General features: G+C 60.2%; 15 protein-coding genes. 7 read left to right on the plus strand and 8 right to left on the minus strand.

Annotated elements, in window-relative coordinates:
- Positions 1 to 231: 231 nt before the first annotated feature.
- Positions 232 to 4065 (plus strand): hypothetical protein, encoded by a 3834-nt coding sequence (locus BFQ04_RS25160; RefSeq protein WP_256544620.1) that lies wholly within the window; start codon positions 232 to 234, stop codon positions 4063 to 4065.
- Positions 4066 to 4126: 61 nt separating this feature from the next.
- On the opposite strand, the gene BFQ04_RS25165 is transcribed toward BFQ04_RS25160, so the two are convergent.
- Both BFQ04_RS25165 and BFQ04_RS25170 read right to left on the minus strand, forming a co-directional pair.
- The gene (locus tag BFQ04_RS25165) at positions 4127 to 5188 is read right to left on the minus strand and encodes an FUSC family protein (protein WP_065953122.1); all 1062 of its coding nucleotides are present in this window, start codon (positions 5186 to 5188) and stop codon (positions 4127 to 4129) included.
- Positions 5189 to 5456: 268 nt separating this feature from the next.
- Complete coding sequence (locus BFQ04_RS25170) at positions 5457 to 7073, minus strand: NADP-dependent glyceraldehyde-3-phosphate dehydrogenase (protein WP_065953123.1); 1617 nt, start codon at positions 7071 to 7073, stop codon at positions 5457 to 5459.
- 138 nt (positions 7074 to 7211) lie between these two features.
- On the opposite strand from BFQ04_RS25170, the gene BFQ04_RS25175 reads away from it, so the two are divergent.
- The 3 genes from BFQ04_RS25175 to BFQ04_RS25185 all read left to right on the plus strand — a co-directional run bounded on the left by BFQ04_RS25175 (position 7212) and on the right by BFQ04_RS25185 (position 10048).
- A complete protein-coding gene (locus tag BFQ04_RS25175; RefSeq protein ID WP_065953124.1) occupies positions 7212 to 8087 on the plus strand; it encodes a Dyp-type peroxidase in 876 nt (291 codons plus the stop codon).
- Positions 8088 to 8180: 93 nt separating this feature from the next.
- Positions 8181 to 8567 (plus strand): hypothetical protein, encoded by a 387-nt coding sequence (locus BFQ04_RS25180; protein ID WP_065953125.1) that lies wholly within the window; start codon positions 8181 to 8183, stop codon positions 8565 to 8567.
- 116 nt (positions 8568 to 8683) lie between these two features.
- The gene (locus BFQ04_RS25185; RefSeq protein ID WP_065953126.1) at positions 8684 to 10048 is read left to right on the plus strand and encodes an MFS transporter; all 1365 of its coding nucleotides are present in this window, start codon (positions 8684 to 8686) and stop codon (positions 10046 to 10048) included.
- Between the two features lie 27 nt (positions 10049 to 10075).
- Here BFQ04_RS25185 and BFQ04_RS25190 read toward each other — a convergent pair whose 3' ends face one another.
- Complete coding sequence (locus BFQ04_RS25190; RefSeq protein WP_065953127.1) at positions 10076 to 10597, minus strand: DUF3087 family protein; 522 nt, start codon at positions 10595 to 10597, stop codon at positions 10076 to 10078.
- 114 nt (positions 10598 to 10711) lie between these two features.
- On the opposite strand from BFQ04_RS25190, the gene BFQ04_RS25195 reads away from it, so the two are divergent.
- Positions 10712 to 10891 carry a hypothetical protein gene (locus BFQ04_RS25195; RefSeq protein ID WP_065953128.1) on the plus strand — a complete coding sequence of 60 codons (180 nt, stop codon included), beginning with the start codon at positions 10712 to 10714 and terminating at the stop codon, positions 10889 to 10891.
- A 14-nt stretch (positions 10892 to 10905) separates the two neighbouring features.
- A complete protein-coding gene (locus BFQ04_RS25200) occupies positions 10906 to 11100 on the plus strand; it encodes a DUF6021 family protein (protein ID WP_065953129.1) in 195 nt (64 codons plus the stop codon).
- A gap of 29 nt (positions 11101 to 11129) precedes the next feature.
- Here BFQ04_RS25200 and BFQ04_RS25205 read toward each other — a convergent pair whose 3' ends face one another.
- A complete protein-coding gene (locus BFQ04_RS25205) occupies positions 11130 to 11366 on the minus strand; it encodes a DUF6555 family protein (protein WP_065884944.1) in 237 nt (78 codons plus the stop codon).
- Between the two features lie 335 nt (positions 11367 to 11701).
- Here BFQ04_RS25205 and BFQ04_RS25210 point away from each other — a divergent pair, with 335 nt between their 5' ends.
- On the plus strand, positions 11702 to 12454 hold the full coding sequence (locus tag BFQ04_RS25210; protein ID WP_065953130.1) for an outer membrane beta-barrel protein: 753 nt from the start codon (positions 11702 to 11704) through the stop codon (positions 12452 to 12454).
- A 297-nt stretch (positions 12455 to 12751) separates the two neighbouring features.
- Here the strand turns inward: BFQ04_RS25210 and nuoN are convergent, their stop codons facing one another.
- From nuoN to nuoK, 4 genes are read right to left on the minus strand one after another with little or no spacing between them, the layout of a single operon-like run.
- A complete protein-coding gene (nuoN, locus tag BFQ04_RS25215; protein WP_065953131.1) occupies positions 12752 to 14215 on the minus strand; it encodes an NADH-quinone oxidoreductase subunit NuoN in 1464 nt (487 codons plus the stop codon).
- Positions 14216 to 14222: 7 nt separating this feature from the next.
- Complete coding sequence (nuoM, locus tag BFQ04_RS25220) at positions 14223 to 15755, minus strand: NADH-quinone oxidoreductase subunit M (RefSeq protein WP_065884948.1); 1533 nt, start codon at positions 15753 to 15755, stop codon at positions 14223 to 14225.
- A 49-nt stretch (positions 15756 to 15804) separates the two neighbouring features.
- Entirely contained in the window at positions 15805 to 17658 is a 1854-nt protein-coding gene (gene nuoL / locus BFQ04_RS25225) for an NADH-quinone oxidoreductase subunit L (protein ID WP_065953132.1), read from the minus strand.
- Entirely contained in the window at positions 17655 to 17963 is a 309-nt protein-coding gene (gene nuoK, locus BFQ04_RS25230) for an NADH-quinone oxidoreductase subunit NuoK (RefSeq protein WP_003174727.1), read from the minus strand. The genes nuoL and nuoK overlap by 4 nt, the downstream gene beginning before the upstream one ends.

Genomic DNA, 17963 nt, shown 5'->3' on the forward strand with positions numbered 1-17963 from the left:
CGTTTGTAACGGATGAGGCTTCACACTACGTCTCGGCTTGTGAATAAAACGTGAAAAATATGTAAGAGAAAGTGTGAAAGTGCGTTGGCACCCTTTAAAAAATGGCAGCCGGCATGGCGATGCCATTGGTCGCTACTGTCAACTCTCACAGCTAGACGTTCGATATGGGCAAGTGTCTCCTGTTTCCAGGCGCGTGTGCTGGCTGCACGCTGATCAATCTGGAGGCTTCTCATGTCTGCCACCCCCCTTGTTCCACGCCCCTTGCCTGTATTGGTAGCGCCGGCCCAGCCGAAAGAGTCTCCCACTCAGCCGGGGGTCATGATCCTCGAAAACCTGGAGCCACCCTTCACCTCGCCCCGACAGGTCGTGCCGGTGCAAAACGCTGCTTACGGGCTGGGCATACGCCATATCGAAGATGGCTTGCACTATATTTTCAGTCGCTGGGATGATCCCGTACTGGGTGAGGTCTCGGTCGCGGATGTTTACTCGATAAGAATGAACGGCATCATATTGGCCGAAGATACTGTTGACGTCACGACCGTCAACAACGACCAGTTTTACCTGACCATTCCCCGGCAGTTCTTGCAGTTGGGCTTTATCCCAAACGTATATGGCGAGGTCCGCAAGCGCGGGTCATCCACGCCTCGGACGTCTGTCCCGCAAGTCGTGTTCATCAAGGACACACGTCCAGGCGCAGAAGACGAAATGCCCGGTGATGGTTGGCATTCCGAGCTGGTGTTGACGCTTTCGCACACCGCCATTGATAGCACGGTGGTGGACAATGTGACGGCCACCATCAAGGCCTGGAAGAACATGCGCGTCAACGACAGTGTGCGGCTGTTCTTCGGGGAGCATCTTTATCCCCTCGCGCCAGTGACCGAGAGCCAGGTGGGAAGTGACGTGCAGTTTCGGATCGACCCGCAGTTTTTGAACGCGCTCGACAATGGCCAGTACGTCGTGCAGTTCTACGTGCTGGACGAAGTGCAGAATATTTCCGGTTCGCTGGAACACAAGTCCAGGCCGCTGCTGGTGCAAGTCGACCTGGAGGATATTGAGCCGCTTGCGCCACCTGAAATTGTCGAGGCCGACGCCGCCAGCCTGACACTGGATGCCGATGCGCTGGGCCGAAGCCCGGCGACGGCCTCGGTATTCGTTGCCCGCAATGACCCGAACTTCCAGACCGGTGATGTCATTCGCTTGACGGTGCGAGGCACCACCCCCGGCGGCGAATTCATGACTGAATCGCTTCAACAGGACATGATCCGTGGGTACAACGACTTTCCCATTAGAAACGAACGGGTGCGGTCCCTCATTCAAAGCTCGTTGACCGTCTATTACGAGCGCGTAAGAGCTGGCGTGGCGCCGTTGCGGTCAAAGAAATTGACCGTCAACGTAATCGGCCGTCGCTACGAATTGCCCAAACCCATCGTCAGAGAGGCCTTTGGCCCCTTCATCGCGCCAGACCATGCGCGTATTACCGCGCAGATGCCGGATTACCAGCCACCCGGCGATCCGGGCGACGGCCTTAAAGTCCAAATTGAGGGGCAACGCATGGACGGTACGGTGGAACGCGTGTCGTCTACGCGGCTTGCCGGCACCCATGTACGCACTCGCGATTTCGCCAACGCCGAATACAGTAAGTTCGAGGGTCTGGGCAATACGAATGTGCACTATGAGGTTTCCGGCGCCAACGACGTACGCGAGTCGGAGCGCCTGTACGTGCAGATCGGGCGAGCCGCGCTTGATTTGCCTGCGCCGATCATCCACGAGGCAGTCAACGGCAATGTCGACCCCGCTACGGTGGGCAGTGTCGGCACTCTCGAGTTACGCACCGAGTTCAAACAGGGCGATATCATCATCGTCAAATACACGGGCTCCTCGAGTGGCGTAGTACAGTTCCAATACACCTTGGGCGCGCCACCGCCCAATCCGTTGTTGCTGGATATTCCCCTGCAGTTGTTTCTGGGTAACCTGGACGGCACGCTGACGGTCAGTTACCTGCGTGATCGTTTTGGCGCCGTTCAGTATTCCGAGGACCTGCTGGTGACGATTGGCACGGCCCTGGGTGAGCTGTTTGCGCCCCAGGTTCTGGAGGCGACCACCGACCCTGACGAGCTTGATCCCGCGCGGTGCTGGCCAAACGGTGCGACGGTGCGGGTGCGGTACGACCAGATCAAGCGCATGGACAAGGTTGTGATGCATTGTGAGGGCTTGCCCGAAGAAGGCACTCACTCGCAGTCCAAAGACAACCAGGCCGGCGACTTTATCGATTTCACCGTCCCAACCCAGGTGATCGGTTTCAACCTCCACCCTTTGGGACGCACCATCAAGGTGTTCTTTGAGGTGGTCCGCAACGGTTTTGCAACCGACTCGCCGGTCCTGGAGGTGCGCCTGTTGCCGCCGCGTCATCTGGCTGGGCCGGTAATCGACAGCATTGGTGACAGTGCGGTGCTGGAGGTTCCGTTGCTTCAGGACTTCGATGAAACACGCGTGCCTGCCTGGCCGTATGCCTTCCTGGGGCAGCGTATGTGGTTTAACTATGAAGGTGTGCGCAGCAACGGCGCGCCCTATCTCAACGAAGTCTATCGAGGGCGCGACGTTAATGCCGACGAGGTTCTCAACGGCATTGCCAGTGACACACCGGTCCTGGCCTTGCGCAATTTGCAGGAGGGGTCTGATCTGACGATCAGCTTCTGGGTGACCTTCAATCGCACCGGCAAATTTGAAGACGCTGTGCTGTTTGATGTCCGCCACCACAGGATTCAACGGCAACAGCACATCTTCCCGCACCCTGGCATCAAGGATTCCATACCAGCCACCGGGCCGGTTGTATCGATCGATCCGCTGACGGTTGAGAACAAATGCCAAGTCAACGTCAGTTATCCCGGTATGAATAAGGGCGGTACCGACAGTGTGATCCTGCGTTGGATCCATGCGGACGGAACGCAGTTCTACCTCGGCCCTCAAGACGGGCTGGACGGCGGTACGGTCACGTTCAATATCAATAATCTGATCCTGGGCAGCAGCGTCAACAGTATCGTGAGCCTGCAATATTCCGTCGTACTGGCAAGCGGTGGCGAGGGTTCTTCCGAAGTGCAGAGGGTCATGGTTGGCAGCCTTGCGCCGGACGATTTGCCGCGCGTACTGATCAATTACATCCCTCACGGCGCCAGCATCAATCCACCCGCATTGACCGGCGATGCGCTGGCCGGCTCGCCCAAATGGCGCCTGAGTGTGGAAAACCAGCACGTCTGGTCGACAATCACCACCGACAGCCCAGGGGTCGTGCCGTTGGTGTTGCTGCAAAACCATCCCATCAATGCGATAGAGCAAGCCAACGGGTTGGCGAACGTGCCGGTATCCCGTGATTGGCTGCAGAGCCTGCCGGACGGCGCTCGAATCACAGTCAGCACCAAGGTCAACTATCAGCCCGGCATCAAAGATGAGTTTGCGGCGGTGAGCTTTCCAGACACGGAGTACACCATCAGTCTCACCTCGCCATTGGTGATCGACCAAACGTACGTTTATCTCGATGCAACCACCTACATACTGCCGGACTATCCCACCATCCTGCCGAACTTCGATGCGGGCAATTCGGTTCGAATCAATGCCTCAGGAGGGACCCCGCCGTATCGGTACTCAAGCAGCAATAGTGCGGTGGCGGTCGTTGACTCGAGCGGCTTTGTTTCATTGCGAGGCAACGGTGAATGCGTGATAACGGTTTCTGACAGTGCTTCGCCGCCCCAGACGAGGAATTGCACGGTCAGTGGCTACGAGGTCTGGCACGTCTATGGCCTGGGAGGAGGGACATTGAGTGACATCCGCTCAAGCGCCGTGAGTCGAGGCCTGACCTCGGTCTATATCGACGAGCTGTATGCAATCAGGGCTGCCTGTGGCAACCGTTGGCCGATGGGGAATGCCGATTATTGGTCGATTTCACTCTCCCACAAAGACATCTACGGCTTCAGTTGGTATTACGGGATGAACCTGGCCACTGGCGCGCAGACTGTGCTGCAGGATAATGTGTTTACCAAACCACTCGGCATCGGCGTTATCCGCAGGTAAACCCAAGGCTGTGCCGTCAAGGGAAGGCCGTCATGCGTCTGCGCAGACGGTCCTTCCTCACCTAGATGTTCCAGCGTCTGGATGACTGGGCCAACCGCTGGCGCAGCGCATCCACGTTGGTTGCCAATTGCAATGTCAGCAGCCGATACCCGTCCAATGCGTTGTACACCGGCGCCTGCATTTCGGTTTCACCTGTCATGGGTGGCGCCTCTCGCTCCAATCGCTCCGTCACTCCCGATTTCAACGCCCGCGCCATCCCCACCAACTGCACGCGAATTTGCCGGTGCTCGGCCTTCAGCATCAGTTGCATTCGCGCTGTCGCCTGCTCATCCCGAGGGTCCGGCCGGGTATTGCCGAGAATCTCCAGGGTGCTCATACACAGGCGCAAATGCCGCTGAAGGGTGTCCAGTTCAGTCATGGAAATGCGCACTTCCTTGGACACCGACGGCATCAGCGAGCGCAGTTGCAGCATCGCCGCGTTCAAGCGGTTGAGCAGCTTGAAGTGCTCATCGTCGGTGACTGATTGGCCATTGATGATGCGGCTGTAGATCGCCGCACAATCGCGCAGGGCGCTGGCCAGGTTGTAGCGCCACGAGTACACCGCGTACAGCGGCAGGGCGAAGGAAAACGCCAGCGCCAGTGCGATGCCGATCAGGATATCGACGGTGCGCCACAGGCCGTCCGAGATCGGGTTGTCGCCGTGCCCGGCGACGATAAACACCGTGATCGCCGACAGCAGCGCGATATAGCCGCCCTTGCCGATGGCATGGTAGGAAAAGAACCCGCACACCGCTGACATCAGCAGGTAAGTCAGGAATGGCTGGCCGAAGTAGGCTTGTTGCACCACCAGCAGCAAACCGACGCTGGCGCCGATCAGCGTACCGTACGCGCGCTCCACGGCCTTCTTGCCGATATTGCCGTGGTGCTGCAGGCCGCCGATCACGATCAGCATGGTCACCGACGCCCACTCGCCATGCGGCAGGTTGAGGCCGCTGGTCAGCAGGATCGTCGCCAATAGGCCGATGGACACGCGCACGGCGTGGATCAGCTTGGCGTGGCGATAGCGCCGGTACGGGTCGAGCAGGGGGCGTAACAGGCGCCGGGCGAAAAGGGGCAGGTTCATCGGTATTGAAGGGGCCTCATTAGTCAGGGCAAACCGATCCAATGTGAGAGGGGGCTTGCCCTAATGTCAGTCAGTCAAGCGTACACCGCTGTCTGTAGGAGCGAGCTTGCTCGCGAGAAACTCACAGGCACCGCGTTCATTCAGAAAGCACGCGTTATCGTTGAGGTTTTTCGCGAGCAAGAGCTAGGCGCCCCCCTCGCTCCTACAATAAGCCTTAACTGACTGGCATCAGGGCAAGCCTCTCCCACCTATTTTGACCGAGGTGATCTTAGAAGATGTAGTCGGTGCTGATGAAGCTCGAGTCACGGTTGCGCAGGATCTCGCTGAGCAACGCCTTGTTGCTCTCCTGGAACTTGGTCGCCACCAGGGTGCGGATCGAGAACACGCGCAGCGCGTCATGTACCGACAACGTACCCTCGGCCGAGTTCTTGCGCCCGTTGAAGGGGAAGGTGTCCGGCCCGCGCTGGCACTGGGCGTTGATGTTGATCCGGCCGACCTGGTTGGCGAAGGTATCCACCAGTCGCCCGACCTCAACCGCGTTGGTGCCGAACAGGCTCAATTGCTGGCCGAAGTCCGAGTCCAGTACGTAGTCGATCACCGTCTCCAGGTCACGGTAGGGCACGATCGGCACCACGGGGCCGAATTGTTCTTCGTGGTACACGCGCATCTGCGGGTTCACCGGGTACAGCACTGCCGGATAGAAGAATGACCCACGGCTTGCACCGCCGTTGGCATTCACCACTCGGGCGCCGTACTGTGCGGCATCGGCCACCAGGTCATTGAGGTAATCCACCTTGCCCACTTCCGGCAGCGGGGTCAGCGCCACGCTGTCATCCCAGGGCATGCCGGGCTTGAGCGTCGCCAGCCTGGCGTTGAATTTTTCGATAAAGCTGTCGACCACGTCCTCATGCACAAACAGGATCTTCAGGGCAGTGCAGCGCTGGCCGTTGAACGACAGCGAGCCGGTGAGCGCTTCGCTGACCGCATTGTCGAGATCAACCTCGGGCAGCACGATGCCCGGGTTTTTCGCATCCAGGCCCAGTGCGGCGCGCAGACGGTGGGGTTTTGGATGCAGTTTTTTCAGGTCGCTGGCGGCCTTGTTGGTGCCGATGAACGCAAAGATGTCGATCTTGCCGCTGGCCATCAGCGCGCTCACGGTTTCGCGGCCGCTGCCATAGATCACGTTGATCACCCCGGCCGGGAAGCTGTCGCGGAACGCCTCCAGCAACGGGCGGATCAACAGCACGCCGAGCTTGGCCGGCTTGAATACCACGGTATTGCCCATGATCAGCGCCGGGATCAGCGTGGTGAACGTTTCGTTCAGCGGGTAGTTGTAAGGTCCCATGCACAGCGCCACGCCCAGGGGCACGCGGCGGATTTGCCCAAGGGTGTCCTGCTCCAGCTCGAAGCGACTGCTGCGGCGGTCGAGCTCCTTGAGGGCATTGATGGTGTCGGTGATGTAGTCGCAGGTGCGGTCGAACTCTTTCTGTGAGTCCTTGAGGTTCTTGCCGATCTCCCACATCAACAGCTTGACCACCGCGTCGCGCTGTTCGCGCATGCGCCGCAGGAAGGCTTCCACGTGTTGGATGCGCTCGGCCACGCGCAGGGTCGGCCACTCTCCCTGGCCCCGGTCATAGGCGCGCACGGCGGCGTCGAGGGCGCTGAGGGCGGTCTCGGCGTCCAGCAGCGGCGTGCTGCCGATGTGCACGCGTTCGTCGCCCAGTTGCACAGGGCTTTGCACGCGCGCCAGCGGGCCATTCCACACCCGCAACTGGCCATCGACCAGGTAATCACGCTGTTCAATCGGCGCCGCCAAGCGAAATTGTTCGGGAATCTCTGCGGTGGAGGCGGGAAACAGCTGGGTGAGCAGGTTGCTGGTGGTCATGTCGCTACCCCTGGAATAGTTGCAAATCATGACTAGAGAGTCACCCATACAAGGGCTCTGTGGCAAGGCTTGCGCGCTTTCTCCTGCGCATTCAGGGTGCTTCGGGATAAACTGCGCGGCTTTCTTGAAGGAGTTCACATGAGTCAGTACCAGCCGGGCATTCTTGCCGCACCAGTGCCGTTGCAGGCACGCCATCTGTTTTTTGCCCTCGAGTCCCAGGATGCCTTGCCTGCTGCGCTGGACGCGCTGGTGCAGTTGACGGATTCGGCGGCGGTGGTCGGTTTCGGTAAGCCTCTGGTAAGCGCGCTGGGCGCAGGCATCGAAGGGCTGCGCAGCTTCCCGGCCATCAGCGGCCCGGGTGCGCACAACCCGTCCACTCAGCAGGCTCTGTGGGTATGGTTGCATGGCGTGGACCGTGGTGAATTGCTGTTGCGCAGCCGCGCGTTCGAAAAAGCCCTGGCGCCGGCGTTGCGTCTGGTACAGATGACCGAAGGCTTTCGCTACAAGACCGGTTTCGACTTGACCGACTATGAAGACGGCACCGAGAACCCTCACGACGATGCGGCCGTGGAAGCGGCCTTCACAGACAGCGGCGCCAGCTTCGCCGCCATCCAGCAGTGGCAGCACGACCTCGACGGTTTCGCTGCGCTACCGGCCCAGGAGCGCGACCACATCATCGGCCGCCGCCATGGCGACAACGAAGAGCTCGACGACGCCCCCGACTCGGCCCATACCAAGCGCACCGCGCAGGAAAGCTTCACCCCGCAGGCGTTCGTGGTACGTCGTTCGATGCCATGGGCCGAGAACGGCCAGGCGGGGCTGATGTTTCTCGCCTTCGGCCATTCCTTCGACGCATTCGAAGCGCAACTGCGCCGTATGAGTGGACTGGAAGACGGGATTGTCGATGGTTTATATCGCATCAGCACACCGTTGACCGGTGGCTATTATTGGTGTCCGCCTTTGAAAGAAGGGTATCTGGACCTCAGCGCGATCACACCGGCAATGCCGCTCTGACGGTGCCTGCCCGCCCCACGGGCACCCTGGAACTGAGCTGAGACCGCTGGCCACTTAACAGCGACCTCAGCAAACTTCCAGGAGAACCCAATCATGATGATCTCACGCATTTCCGTGAATGTTTCACCGCCACAGCCGGCCCCCAACGATTACTCGAAAATGTCGGACTCGGGTCTGGCCAAGGCATTTGGCGACAACTTCCAGGCGTTCAAGCACCCGACGACCCCGAATGCAACCACGGATAAAATCCGTGAAGTGGCGGGACGTTCGCTGACCGGCGACGCGCACAAAGATAATGAAACCCAACTGGCCCGCGAAGTGCTCAAGCGTGACAACGTCTTGAAAGCGCTGGATTCAGTGGATGACAACGGCAAGCGCGACGGCGTGATCGGCCCCTGGAATCCGAAGATGGCGGCTGATCAGTTAGCCTGTAATTGCCGCACGAACCCGCCCAGTACCACGCTTCAAATCACCTATTGAGCCGGGCCTGGCCAGCCCTTGGCAACATGAAAACAATGACAGCCAGGCGAACGAACGCTGAAAAAAATCCGCACTGGCCGTAATCTAGGCTCCCTTGCTACCTGTGCGGATTGTTCATGTCTCCTGTTGCCGATGGGCTGCCCCTCGATAAACGCTTACCGGCCGTGATTGCCCTGTCCTTGGGGATCGGCATGGCGACGCTGGACACTGCTATCGTCAATACCGCCTTGCCGACGCTGGCAGAGGGCATCGGTACTGACTCGGCTTCGGTGATCTGGGTGGTCAACGCCTACCAGCTGGCGATAATCGCAACAGTGCTGCCGTTTGCATCGCTGAGCGATGTGCTGGGGCATCGCCGCGTGTACCTCGGCGGGTTGCTGCTGTTCATTGTCTCGTCGTTATTGTGCGGGCTCGCCGATTCGCTGTTGACCCTCACCGCCGCGCGGGTGGCGCAGGGCCTGGGGGCGGCCGCGCTGATGAGCGTCAACACCGCCTTGCTGCGGCATATCTACCCGGCGAAAATGCTCGGGCGTGGCCTGGGTTATAACTCGCTGGTGGTGGGGCTGGCGTTCACCCTGGGGCCCACCGCCGCATCGGCGATTCTCTCAGTGGCCAGTTGGCATTGGCTGTACCTTATCAATGTGCCACTCGGGCTGCTGGCCTTGAGCCTGGGCCTGCGCTCGTTACCGACGCTGCCGATCACCGGGCACGCTTTTGATCGGTTGGCGGCGCTGTTATGTGCCGGGTTGTTCGCCTTGCTGGTCCTGGGCTTGGGCGCCGCCGTGCATGGCGCACAGGGCGCACTGACCCTGGGACTGATCGCGCTGGCGCTGGTGTTCGGCGCTTTACTGCTGCGCCGCGAGGCCGGGCATCCGGCGCCAATGCTGGCGGTGGACTTGTTCAAGCGCCCGGTGTTTGCGTTGTCTTCGCTGACGGCGATCTGTGCCTTCAGTGCCCAGGGCCTGGCATTTGTCGCATTGCCGTTCCTGTTGCAGTCGGCGCTGGGCCACACCCAGGTGGAGACCGGCTTTCTGATGACGCCGTGGCCGGCCGTGGTGGCGATTATGGCCCTGGTGGCGGGACGCCTGGCTGACCGCATGTCACTGGGCCTGCTGTGCGGCATTGGCTTGTTGATGCTCAGTGTCGGCATGGCAGCGCTGGCGACCTTGAGCACTGATGCCTCGGCCTTCGATATCGGCTGGCGCATGGCCTTGTGTGGCGCCGGTTTCGGCTTTTTCCAGTCGCCCAATCTCAAGGCGCTGATGACCAGCGCACCTTTGGCGCGCAGCGGCGGGGCAAGTGGCATCGTGGCGATCTCGCGGCTGCTGGGCCAGACACTGGGCGCCTCGTTGGTCGCCTTGTGTTTTCATCTGTTCGTGGACAGTGGCCCAGCCTGCGCATTGTGGCTGGGTTGTGGGTTCGCGCTGATCGGCGCTGTCGCCAGTGGCCTGCGTTTATTGCCCTATAAACGAACGGCTTAGCGCTTGTGGCTGGCGCACATGCAGTGCTCAGCGGTTTTTAAGGCTCTCCAGCCAAGCCGGATCGAGACGGGTTTGTTCGGTATCGATCCCCAACGCTTGCATCCTGGCCTTGTGTGCCTGGACCTCACCCACCAGTTGCGCCTGGGCGCTGGAGTTGGCATCCAGGGCATGCATCTGCGTCAGCGCCAAGTGGTAGAAACGCAACACTTTGATAGCGTTCGGGTCATCGGCCTGTACCCGTTCGCTGACCTTGTGCATCACATTGGTCACGCTCATCAGGCTGCGCTTGAGCTGCCAGCCGTATACCGCCGGTGCCAGCCAAGCCTGGCCCCAGAAGGGGCCGCGCACCAGAGCGAGGGTGATCAACACCCCGGCAAACACCCCGCCGACATTGAAGCGCACGTTATCACCCCCCGGTTCACCGAACAGCATCACCGCCAGGCTCGACAACAACATGGCCAGGGCGAGGAATACCACGGCGACGATCAGCGTGCTGCGGCGGGTTTGTTTTCGATAAAGGACGGGGTCACAGGGTTTGAGTTCGAACATTCGGGTCAGGTCTCCAGCACGGGCGTGCATCTTCTCATGCTTGAAGCAATCAAGTTGAACGATGCCCAGCGGTGTTTCCTCTAAACCCTTGAAGTCACCATGAGGTAAGCCATCATGTCCGAACACAAGCAACCGCCGCCTGGCACGCCCAATCCTGATCGCACGCCCGGTGAAGAGGAGCGCGATAACGATGCACTGCGCCCCAACGACCCGGCCGAGCGCCAGGACAACGACGACGTGGAGCAGGTCGAACACGACCTGGAAAACCTCCACGACAAAGCCCGCCCGCTGTAAGCAAGGAGGTCTGTATGAGCAATCCCCCGAACGGCCCGCGCTCCGACGAACACGCCACTGGCAAAGATGAGCTGGGATTCGATCCCGATTCGCCGGAGGTGTCTGACCCGCAGGTCGATCCCATCGGCCCCGCCATTGCGCCGCTGGATAAGCAAAAGCAACCGGAAAAAAAGCCGCCCTACGATCCGTTGGGCGACTTGAAGAAGTAAACCAAGCCCCGCACTGTGCGGGGCTTTGTTTATTTTGGAGGGTTCCAGCTCACATCGGTGATGCCGTATTTTTCCGCCCAGGGCCGGGTGGTTTTTTTCACCTGTTCGTGCCCCACGCGGCCGATGCGGCTGACGTGCGCAATATCGGCATCGACGGCCGCCCAATGCCAGGCTTCGGTGCTGTTCATCACCTCGGCGCGCACTACAAAAGACTTGGGTTTACCGTGCAGCTGGTAGTTGATGGTGTAGATTTTTGCGGTACTCATGTTGCCTCCCTGTCTTGTTATAGATGGATAGGCAGCCACGCGTAAAGGTTCATTCAAAATGACAATTCGCACGGACGCGCGGCATAGTGACGCATTCAGTCCGCGCCCAGGGAACGCATCATGACGGTGCTCATCCATTCGGCTGCCGGATCATGCGCAATTGCGCAGGGTGCATGAGGGGGTGGTCAGGGCCGATTGCGAAAAGTCTTGAGTTAGAGCCTTCGCTGAACCGTTTTTTCTCCATTTTGGTGCAAATTCGTTCGAACTTTTTGCTGACGCCAATGTTCGAACCGATTCCTGAATACTTTGCCCACTCAAAAATGGAGATGTAAACGATGTCCAAACTATTCGGAAAATTCCTCAAGAACGCCTCGTGGCTGGCCCTGGTGGCGTCGCCAACCGTGGTGTTCGCTGCACCGTCGCCCGACCCGATTTCCACTTTCGGGATCCTCGGCAGCTATAACGACTTCAAACTCGAAGGCGGTAGCGAGAGCGACAAGGACCACATGCCCGAGGCGGGCCTGTTCTACAACTTCGGTAATAAGCTCACCGCCGAATCCGGCTTCATCTACCAGGCCGGTATCGAAGCCAAGTACGGCGAAAAGAGCGATAACAAGCTCAAGGAAGGCCAGGCCGACGTTGATCTTGGCTGGCGCGCCGCGCTGGATGCGCGCAACTTCGTCGACGTGATCGTCGGCGGTGGCTACACCTGGACGCGTTATGAGCCGGACACCAACGGCTACGACCTGAAGCTCACCAACAAGTCACCGTTCGCCAAGGCTGCCCTGGGCTACAACCATCAGTTCGATGACATGACCCTGCGCGTTGAAGCCGGCGCCCGTCATACCATCGATGGCCGCGCCAAACTCAAGGTGGACGGCGTCGGCAGCGACAGCGTGGACCTCAAGGACCGCACCAACCCTTATGCCGAAGTCAGCCTGCTGATGAACCAGAAGGGCAACCTGCCGGTAATGGCGGGATTGTATTACACCCGCACCGAATACAAGCTCGATGACGACTCCTATGTAGCCGACAACACCAAGCTCAAGCGTGATGAGTATGGTTTCAAGGTCGGTATCGCGTTCTGACGTTATTGCACTATAAAAAACGCCCCGAACATTCGGGGCGTTTTTTTTGGGGCTTTTGCAGCTCAGCCCAGTGCGGCAAGTTGCGCCACGGTCTCGGGAAAACGCGCTACCAGCCGTATCAGCCCATTCAGGCGCCTTCGCGGGCAAGCCCGCTCGCACATTTGGAATGCATACCCCTGTGGGAGTGGGCTTGCCCGCGAAGACGATAGTGGTTGCACTGCATCTCTATTGTTTCCCTCTGAGACGCAAAAACGGCGCCCAAAGGCGCCGTTCTTTTTACTGCATCAACCTAAGCGATCAAACCCCCAGCACCGCATGCTGCACCAGGGTGAGCAACGGTTGCGGGTACACGCCCAGGAAGAACGCGAGCAGGGCGATGGCCAGCAGCATCACGCCACCGGCTTTCTGTTCCCAATGCAGCTCGGCATCCACACGGCGCAGGTTCGGCTCGATCAGGTACAGGGTGACCATCACGCGCAGGTAATAGAACACGCCGATGGCGCTGCCCAGTACCAGGGACGCCACCAACCACCACTCGTGGGCCTCGACGCCGGTGGCGACGATGTAGAACTTGCCGATAAAGCCGGCAGTCAGCGGGATACCCGCCAGGGACAGCATCATCACGGTCAGCACGGCGGTCAGGTACGGACGGCGCCAGAACAGGCCGCGGTATTCGTACAGGGCGTCGGCATCACGGCCCTTGTACGGCGAGGACATCAGCGTGATCACACCGAATGCGCCGAGGCTGGTGATCACGTAGGTGACCAGGTACACGCCGATGGCTTCCACGGCCAGGCCTTTGCTCGCCACCAGGGCGATCAGCAGGTAGCCGAAGTGGGCGATGGACGAATAACCCAGCAGACGCTTGAGGTTGTTCTGGGTCAGCGCCAGCAGGTTGCCGAACAGGATCGACGCAATGGCGATCACGGTCAGCACGTTGCTCAGCACGCCGGTGTTGGCCGCTGGCGAGATCTGGAACAGACGCACCATCACCGCAAACACAGCCACTTTCGACGCGGTAGCCAGGAACGCAGCCACTGGCGCGGGGGCGCCTTCGTACACGTCCGGGGTCCACAGGTGGAAGGGTACCAGCGACAGCTTGAACGCCAGGCCGATCAGCATCATGGCCAGGCCCAGTTGGGCAATCGGCGCAGGCATGCTGGTCGTCGCCAACGCGTGGCCGATACCGGTGAAGCTCAGGCTACCGGCTTCCGCGTAGAGCAGGGCCATACCGAACAACAGGAACGCGGAACCGGCGGCCGACAGCACCATGTACTTGATGCCGGCTTCCAGGGAGCGCTTGTTGAAGAAGGCATACGCCACCAGGCCGTAGGTCGGGATCGACAGCAGTTCCAGGCCGATGAACAGGCCGGCCAGGTGCTGTGCGCTGACCAGCACGATGCCACCGGCCGCAGCCAGCAGGATCAGCAGGTACAGCTCTTCCTTGTTGCCCGGGTAGCCAGTGCCGCCTTCGCCCAGGTAAGCGTGGGCGAGGGTGACGCAGGCCAGGGTCGCCACCAGGATCAGTGCGATGTACAGCAGGGCGAAGTCATCGACCATCATCAACGGCGTAACCGCCAGTGGCGCGACCTTGAGGGCCGGGATGATCGACAACAGTGCCAGGTTCAAACCGGCACAGGACAGCAGGAACGTTTGCGAATGATTGCGGCGCCAGGCGATCGCCAGCATCACCACCACAATGGTGAGGCTGGTGATCAGCAGCGGCGCAAGCGCGATAAAGTGTTGGATCGTGAATTCCATAGCGCTCTTACCGGGCCGAAGCGAGTTGAGAGAAGGCGGTGCCGAACCACTGCTGCACGCCATGCATCGTGGCGGCAGACGTGTCCAGGAACGGCTGCGGGTAAACGCCGATGTAGATCAGCAGTACCGCAAGGCCGAGCACCATGATCAGTTCGCGCGCATCCATCCCTTGCAGGACAGTGTCGGACTTGGCCGGGCCGAAGTAGGCGCGGTGGATCATGATCAGCGAGTAGACCGAACCGAACACCAGGCCGGAGGTAGCAATCGCACTGATCCACGGCGTCTGCACGAAGGCACCCATCAGGATCAGGAACTCGCCGATGAAGTTACCGGTACCCGGCAAGCCCAGCGACGCGGCGGCGAAGAACAGGCTGATTGCCGGCAGGTAAGCGATGCGCGACCACACGCCACCCATTTCACGCATGTCACGGGTGTGCAGGCGCTCGTACAGCTGACCACTCAGGATAAACAGTGCAGCGGCCGAAACACCGTGGGCCAACATCTGGATCACGGCGCCTTGCAGCGCCAGTTGGCTGCCGGAGTAGATGCCGATCAGCACGAAGCCCATGTGGGAAACGGACGAGAAGGCGATCAGACGCTTGATGTCGGTTTGCGCGAAGGCCAGGAACGCACCGTAGAAGATCCCGATCAGACCCAGGGTCATGGCGATCGGCGCGAACTCGGCCGACGCATTCGGGAACAGCGGCAGGGCGAAACGCAGCAGGCCGTAGGCAGCGGTCTTCAACAGGATACCGGCGAGGTCCACGGAACCGGCGGTCGGCGCCTGTGCGTGAGCGTCCGGCAACCAGGAGTGGAACGGCACCACCGGCAGCTTCACCGCGAACGCGATGAAGAAGCCCAGCATCAGCACGTACTCGGTGGTCAGCGACATCTTGGTTTTCAACAGGTCGGCGTAGTTGAACGTGATCACGCCCGTGCTGTTGAAGTTGACCAGTACCAGACCCAGGATCGCCACCAACATGATCAGGCCGGAAGCCTGGGTGAAGATGAAGAACTTGGTCGCCGCGTAGATCCGGGTTTTCTTGCCGTCCGAAGAACTGTGACCCCAGAGCGCGATGAGGAAGTACATCGGCACCAGCATCATTTCCCAGAAGAAGAAGAACATGAACAGGTCCAGCGCCAGGAACACGCCGACAACGCCGCCCAGGATCCACATCAGGTTCAGGTGGAAGAAGCCCACGTGACGCTGGATCTCTTTCCACGAGCAGAGTACCGAGAGGATACCCAACAGGCCGGTCAGCAGGATCATCAACAGCGACAGGCCGTCGAGGGCCAGGTGCACGTTGATGCCGAAGCGCTGGATCCACACGTGCTTGAATTCAAGCGCGAAGGTTGGATCGACACCCGGTGCCGGAGCGAATGAATAGTCGCCATGGGCCCACAGCCAGAGGCCGAGTGCGAGTTCCAGGGACATGGTCAGCAACGCAATCCAGCGGGGCAGGGTGGCGCCGAAGCGTTCACCCATCCAGCAGAGCAGGCCGCCGATAAAGGGGATCAGGATTAGCCAGGGCAGAATCATGACAGGCTCGTTTCCTTTCGCAAGTTCGCAAAGATCGCAATGTTCATAGTCAAACCGCTACCACAACGATGGCGCCGATCACCAGCACGGCACCTGCCGCCATGGAAGCTGCATACCAACGCAATTGGCCCGTCTCGCTGCGACTCAGGGCGGTGTGACCGGCCTTGGCGGCACGCGGGATCAAACCGATGGTCTGGTCGAGCGGGTCTTTACGCAGTACATGGCTGATGGCGAGGTAAGGCTTGACGAACAGTTTGTCGTAGAGCCAATCGAAGCCCCAGGCAGCAAACCACCAGGCCGACAGGAAACGACCAATGCCACTGTTGGCAACGGCCGTCACGAAGCGACGCTTGCCGAGGAACAGCAGGGCCGCCAGCAGGATACCCGCGATGGCGATGGCGCCCGAGGCGATTTCCAGGCTGTGCTTGTCTGCGCCGCCGGCATGGCCGACGCTTTGCGGCAGTACACCGGCCAGTGGCGGAGTGATCAGCGCGCCGATGAAGGTCGACAGGATGATCAGCACCGACAATGGCAACCAATGCGAGATGCCGTGGCCTGCGTGTGCTTCGGTCTTGGCTTCACCGTGGAAGGTGATGAAGATCAGGCGGAAGGTGTACAGCGAGGTCATGAACGCGCCCACCAGGCCTGCGTACAGCAGGTTTTGGTTGCCGCTGGCAAAGGCTTCCCAGAGGATTTCGTCTTTCGAGTAGAAACCGGCGGTTACCAATGGCAGGGCTGCGAGCGCGGCACCACCGACGATGAAGCTGGCGTAGGCCAGTGGCAGTTTCTTCCACAGGCCGCCCATCTTGAAGATGTTCTGCTCGTGGTGGCAGGCAACGATCACCGCACCGGAAGCAAGGAACAGCAGGGCCTTGAAGAAGGCGTGGGTCATCAGGTGGAAGATCGCCGCGTCCCAGGCGCCGACGCCCAGGGCCAGGAACATGTAGCCGATCTGGCTCATGGTCGAGTAGGCGAGGATACGCTTGATATCGGTCTGCACCAGCGCGGCAAAACCGGCCAGTACCAGGGTCACGCCGCCCACTACGCCCACCAGGTGCAGGATATCCGGCGCCAGGGTGAACAGGCCGTGGGTACGCGCGATCAGGTAGACGCCTGCAGTTACCATGGTTGCCGCGTGAATCAGTGCGGAAACCGGGGTAGGACCGGCCATCGCATCCGCCAGCCAGGTTTGCAGCGGCAGTTGCGCGGATTTACCCACGGCACCGCCCAGCAGCATCAGGGTCGCCAGGGTGATCCAGAAGTCGCCGACCTGGAATTTTTGCGGTGCCAGCACCAGCAGTTCCTGGATATTCAGCGTGCCTACCTGTTGGAACAGGATGAACAGGCCAATGGCCATGAACACGTCGCCGATACGGGTGACGATAAACGCCTTGAGCGCGGCGTTACCGTTGTTGCGGTTGCTGTAGTAGAAACCGATCAACAGGTACGAGCACAGGCCCACGCCTTCCCAGCCGAAGTACAGGAACAACAGGTTATCGCCGAGCACCAGGAACAGCATGCTGGCGATAAACAGGTTGGTGTACGAGAAGAAGCGCGAGTAGCCCGCTTCACCGCGCATGTACCAGGACGCGAACAGGTGGATCAGGAAGCCCACACCCACCACCACGCCGAGCATGGTGATCGACAGGCCGTCGACATAGAGGGCGAAGTTGGGCTTGAAGCCCTCCACCGACATCCACTGCCACAGCACCAGCGTGTAATGACCGCCTTCCGGGGGCGCGACGTTGAATTGCCAGATGACGTAGGCGGCCACGATCGCCGACAGGCCAATCGAGCCCACGCCGATCAGGGCCGAGAGGTTCTCCGACCAGCGTCCGCGAGAGAACGACAGCAGCAGGAAACCGATCAGGGGAAATACGAAAGTCAGAAAGATCATGTTCATCCGCGCATCTCACTGGCAGCGTCGATATCAAGCGTGTGGAAGCGACGATACAGTTGCAGCAGGATCGCCAGGCCAATGCTGGCCTCGGCGGCTGCCAGGCTGATCACCAGGATGAACATGACTTGTCCATCCGGCTGGCCCCAACGTGCACCCGCCACGATAAACGCCAGTGCCGCAGCGTTCATCATGATTTCCAGGCTCATCAACACGAACAGAATGTTACGGCGAACCATCAGGCCGACCAGGCCAAGGCAGAACAGGATGCCGGCGACCGCCAGACCATGCTCCAAAGGGATAGCAGGCAT

It is taken from the genome of Pseudomonas sp. 37 R 15 (genome assembly GCF_900004865.1).
GTDB classification, from domain to species: Bacteria; Pseudomonadota; Gammaproteobacteria; order Pseudomonadales; family Pseudomonadaceae; genus Aquipseudomonas; species Aquipseudomonas fluorescens_AM.